At 60.3% G+C, this 5,313-nt stretch carries 4 protein-coding genes; 1 reads left to right on the forward strand and 3 read right to left on the reverse strand.

Features of this window, described 5'->3' with window-relative positions:
- The first annotated feature begins 257 nt into the window (after window positions 1-257).
- Window positions 258-1,187, forward strand: coding sequence for a transglutaminase-like cysteine peptidase (locus EN879_RS23375; RefSeq protein ID WP_063168900.1), 930 nt, complete (start codon window positions 258-260; stop codon window positions 1,185-1,187).
- Window positions 1,188-1,236: 49 nt separating this feature from the next.
- Here the strand turns inward: EN879_RS23375 and EN879_RS23380 are convergent, their stop codons facing one another.
- The 3 genes from EN879_RS23380 to EN879_RS23390 form a co-directional block, all read right to left on the reverse strand.
- Window positions 1,237-1,878 carry a ribbon-helix-helix domain-containing protein gene (locus EN879_RS23380; protein WP_127274268.1) on the reverse strand — a complete coding sequence of 214 codons (642 nt, stop codon included), beginning with the start codon at window positions 1,876-1,878 and terminating at the stop codon, window positions 1,237-1,239.
- On the reverse strand, window positions 1,868-3,157 hold the full coding sequence (locus tag EN879_RS23385) for an HlyD family type I secretion periplasmic adaptor subunit (protein ID WP_063168901.1): 1,290 nt from the start codon (window positions 3,155-3,157) through the stop codon (window positions 1,868-1,870). Before EN879_RS23385 ends, EN879_RS23380 begins: the two co-directional genes overlap by 11 nt.
- A gap of 42 nt (window positions 3,158-3,199) precedes the next feature.
- Window positions 3,200-5,313: type I secretion system permease/ATPase (locus EN879_RS23390; RefSeq protein ID WP_127274269.1), on the reverse strand; the 2,114-nt coding region annotated here is incomplete at its 5' end.

The following is a 5,313-nucleotide window of genomic DNA, read 5'->3' on the forward strand; positions in this document are numbered from 1 at the left end:
AATCTATTTCATATACTATGATATGCATTGCTCGGCATTTTTTACACGTGGTAAACCGCGACAATATAACCTGATATATGGTGGCTTCCGGAGGCTTCCCTAACGGAGGACTGGCCGGGATATTTTGGTAAATCGAAGTATAAAATTGAATAAAATTTTAAATAAAATAGATGAAGACAGTTGCTGGATATTTATCCACCTTCCTTTCCAATAATTTGAGACAAGATTGGTAGCGTCCACAGTCAAAGGTGGGCGTTATGAAAAAGCAAAAATCGGTTCCGGGGAAAACCGGGCTCCAGATGCTCCTGCTGGCAATCGGGCTTGTCGGCCTGGCGGGGCCGTCATTCGCCAGCGATATCCCCGCACCCGGCAGGCCCCAGGAGAAGGTCCAGACGCCGCCCTGTCTCGGCGGTGTTTCACTGACGAGGCCCCAGCCCTGGCAGCCTGCGGACGCTTACCGGATCGGCATGGTCACCGGCAGCTATGGCCCGGATGTCGGCCGCGGGGACGGCTCGTCAACGGCGCGAGATGACGCCGGGATAGATCCGGTGCAGACCGCGTCGATTATTCCAGGGGTCTTCGGATCGGTTGCCTTGTCCATGCGCAATTTTCCCGTCGCGGCGCGCTGGGCGCCTGTCTACCGGGCAATCACCGCTTGTTCGGCAGGCAGCCCCTGCGAGCACAAGAGCACGGCTTTTGCCGGCATGATCGCTGCCGCTCAAGGCAAGGGATTCAGCGAGAAGCTGTCCTTCGTCAACAGCAGCGTCAATCGCCTGATCGCCTACAGGAAAGACAGCGTCGTCTACGGCAAGCTCGACTATTGGGCGAAGCCTTCGGAGATTCTCGAGCGGCGAGCCGGCGATTGCGAGGATTTTGCCATCCTCAAGATGACGGCCCTGCTGAGGGCCGGCATTCCGACGCAAAGCATGGCGCTTGTCGTCCTCCAGGATCGCAAGAGAGGCTTCTTTCACGCAGTGCTGTCGGTGAGCACAGGCAGCGGCACCTTCATTCTCGACAGCCTCAGCAACACCGTTATGCGTGACAGCGATCTCCCGGATTACGTCCCGCTCTATTCGTTCAGCACGGACCGGGCCTGGATCCACGGTTCAAGACCGGGCGGCGCCCAGATGGCCGACATCAAGGGCGGTTTCGCAACCGTCGCACCCGGCGAAGGTTTTCAGCCATAGGGTTTCGGCCAGTCCAAGCCATAGGTTCTCGCCAAAGACTGGCGGGCATTCAGCCGCCGAAGACGAACGCCATCAGCAGCTCCGGCTCGAGCAACGGGGCCCGCACCGCATTCAATTGCCCCCGGTATCGACGGTCACCCGCGCCGATGACAAAACCGGTGGCCACCGGCGATTCGCCATTGGCGTCGAGCCGCGTGAAGATGTCGGCCACATTGAGGTCCAGCGCCAGCTTGAGGTCGTGCCGTGCGTCATCGCTTGGGGCGATCGGCAATTGGCGCTTGACCAGTTGCTGGAACGGCGCGTTGAACGACAGGATCTTCTTCGAAGAAGCCAGGGCAAAGGCCGGAGACGGGCACGCGACCAGTATGGCGTTGATGGTGTTGATCGATGCAAGCCTTCGCAAGGTCAGGTTTTCGTCCCCCAACCCACGCATGCAGGCCACCCTGATCGCGGATGTCAGATTGCCTGTCTGGGCCTGGCTTTCGGCGATCTCGTCGATGAGCATGCCGATCGTGCACTTCCTGCTTTCGGCCATCTGCTTCAGCGACATCCAGAATGCCCGCTCCAGACGAATGCCGCGCCGTATGCCACCGCGCGCCACGACCCGAAACTCCAGCCCGAAATCCTCGGCGGCGACTGGCGCAAGCAGCCGCTCGCGATCGGAATGATGAGGGCTGGCGCTACCGCTCACTCATCGCCTCCTCGCGCGCCTTGTTGATCGGCTTCAGGAGGTAGTGCAGGATCGTCTTGCGCCCGGTCTTGATGTCGACCGAGCAGATCATTCCGGGGATGATCGAATAGGCCTTGCCGTCTCTTTGAAGGGTCGATTTGTCCGTCGCCACGCGCACCTGATAATAGGGCTCCCCCGTTTTCTGATCGACCAGGCTGTCGGCTGTGATGTTGGAGACCTTGCCCTCGATGCCGCCGAAGATCGAGAAGTCATAGGCGGTGACCTTGATAAGGGCTTCCTGGTCGGGCCGGATGAAGGCGACATCCCGCGGCGAGACCCGTGCCTCCACCAGCAACGTTTCGGAGGTTGGCACGATGCCGGCCACGACGGCGCCAGGCTGGACGAAGGCGCCGACCGTGTTCAGCTCCAGCGTGTTGACGATGCCGTCCACGGGAGACCGGATATCGGTGCGCGCGACCTTGTCGGTGGCTCCCCTTATGGTCTCATCCACCACCGAAAGGTCCGCCAGCGCCTGGGTAAGGTCGTCCAACGCCTCCTGCTGCAATTGCAGGCCGAGTTCCTCGACCTGAAGCTGAGCTTCCGTGATCGACGATTTGATCTTCTTTATCGTTTCGCCGGCAAGGTTCAGCTGGCCGTTGAGTTCGGTCTGTTCGCGCTCTACCCGGAGCTGCTCGGTCCTTGCCATCAGGCCTTTCTTGACCATCGCGTCGACGAGTTTTGCCTCCTGGTCGCTGACCGCCAGGTTCTTGGTAAGACGATCGGAATTGGCCTCCGCCTCGGCAAGTTCCTTCTCGCGCTGATCGAGGCGTGACTTGAGCACGGACAGCTTGTTGTCGAAGTTCCCGCGCCGGGCGATGAGCAGCTTCTGTTCATTGTCGCAGATTTGCGGAGCGACCGACTGGATGTCCTGCGGGCACGGAAATGGGCCCGAGAGATTGCCGGCCTGTTCGTATTTCAGCCTTGCTATGCGCACTTCCAGCGCGCGCGCCTTGGCCTGCTGCTCGCCAAGGCTGGACGTGTTGAGCGTGTTGTCCAGGCGGATGATGAGATCGTTCTTCTTGACGACCTGGCCGATCGTCACGGCGATTTCCTGAACCACACCGGCCTCGCTCGCCTGGATGATCTGGGTCTTGGAAGCAGGTATGACCTTGCCGTCGCCGCGTGCGATCTCATCGACTTCGGCAAAGGACGCCCAGGCGACAAAAACGACGAAGAGCGCTCCGATGATGAATATGGACGCCGACGCAAACAGCGGCGGCCGATCTTCCCTGGCAAGCATTTCCCACGCCCCAACGCATTGGATGCAGCAATAATTGTTTTGTCAGGCGCTTGTTTTCTGCAACGCCTGTATGACTTGGTCCTTCGGTCCGTCGGCAACGATTTTGCCCTGTTCGATAACGATCAGGCGGTCGGCCAGTTCAAGCATGCTGAACCGATGTGTGGAGACGATCAGCGTGGTGTCGCGGTCAAAGGCGACTTTGAGCTGCTTGATCAACTGGCGTTCGGAAGCAAGATCCATCGAGCCCGACGGCTCGTCCAGAAAGACGATTTTCGGTTTGGTCAGCAGCAGGCGCGCGATCGCCACCGTCTGCCTTTGGCCGCCGGAAAGATTGGTGCCGCGCTCGCCGACATTCATGTCGTAGCCGCGCGGGTGGCGTGAAACGAAATCATCGACGCCGGCAGCCTTTGCCGCTTCGATGATCTGTTCGTCTGTAGCCTCGGGGCATGCCATCAGGAGGTTCTCCTTGATGGTGCCCGAGAACAGGTCGCCGGCCTGCGCAACGATGCCGACCGCGGCGCGAACCTCGGACGGGTGATACTGGCGAATGTCGATCCCATCCAGCAGCAACTCACCGGAAGTCGGCAGGAAGAGCCGGCCGACCAGCCGACCCATCGTCGTCTTTCCCGATCCTATGCGGCCGATGATGCCGATCCGCTCACCCGGCTTGACCGAGAAATTCAGGCCGGTCAAAACTTCGTTTTCCGAGCCTGGATAGACAAACCCGACATTCCTGAACACCATCGCCCCCTTGCGGATGGGGCGGTTGACGAAGCCCACCGTGTCGGGTCGATCTTCCGGTTGAGCCATGATCGAATTCACCATCCTCAGCGAGAGCATGGCCTGGCGGAACCGGGACAACGTTATGGCGATCTGGCCGAGCGGCGCCACGGCCCTGCTCGCCAGCATCACCGTTCCTATGATTGCTCCTGTCGAAACATGCCCTTCCGAGAAGGCATAGGCGCCGGCCACGACCAGGGCGACGGTCACCAGCTGCTGTATGGACTGGGTGATGTTGCCCGCCGCCGCCGAAAGCTGCTTGATCTTCTCGGACGTGTTGGCGGCGTTCTTGGAGTGCTCTCCCCATTTCCGCAGCAGATACGCCTCGGCGCGCAGCGACTTGATGGTCTCCAGCGTCGAGATCGATTCGACCAGCAGGGCCTGGCGCTGCGATGCTTCGTTCATCGAGGCGGCGACGCGCTTGCCGATGCGGCGCTGGGTGACCAGGCCGACGATGACGGACATCACGAAGGCCAGCGCCGGTATGATCACCAGCCAGCCGCCTATTGCATAGATCACAAGGAGAAAGACGAAGACGAATGCCGTGTCGATGAACACGCTTATGGTGTTGGAGGTGAAGAACTCCCTGACGAACTCATATTGCGTGACCCTGTTTGCGTATTCGCCGGTCGAGCCGGGGCGCGCCGAAAGCGACGAGTTCAGCACTTTTTCGAACAGCAGATAGGATATCCGCAGATCCGCCTTGCGCCCGGCATAGTCGATGAGGGAAGCCCTTGCCGTCTTCAAAAGCAGGTCGAACAGGATGACCGCACCGATGCCGAGAGCCAGGACCCACAGTGTCGATATCGCCTTGTTCGGCAGGATCCTGTCGTAGACGTTCATGGTGAAGATCGGCGAGGCTATGGCCAGCAGATTGATGAACACCGCCGCCAGGACGACTTTCGAGTAGGTGCGCCAGAAAGCGCCCATCGTCCCCGTAAGCCAATGTCTTCGCTCGATCCTGGCCGCCGAGCCGACCGACATGGTCTCGGCGGCATTGGCATAGGTGATCGAAAAGGAAGCGCCGCCGCTGATGTAGCTGGCGGCCAGTTCCGACCGGCCGATCGTGGTGCGGCCGTCTTCCTGGGGCGCGGTGATATACGCATCGCCTTCGCCTAGAGCCAGCAGGGCGACGGGCAATTGGCTGACGCGAAAGACGATGGCCGGCAGGTCGATACGCCCCCTGAGAAAATCGCGATGATTGAACTCGGTGACTTCCAGGCCGATGCGTTCGGCAAGGTGCCTGATGTCGTCGGCCGCAATTCGCGTGTCCGAGAGCGGCACGCCGGCAAACAGCACGGTCTCCGCGCTCGGCCTGCCGAGATATCCGGCAACGGCCGAGAAGCAGGCCTTGAACGGCTCCTTCGGGGAGAGGA

It is taken from the genome of Mesorhizobium sp. M7A.F.Ca.AU.002.02.1.1 (assembly GCF_003998535.1).
GTDB lineage: Bacteria > Pseudomonadota > Alphaproteobacteria > Rhizobiales > Rhizobiaceae > Mesorhizobium > Mesorhizobium ciceri.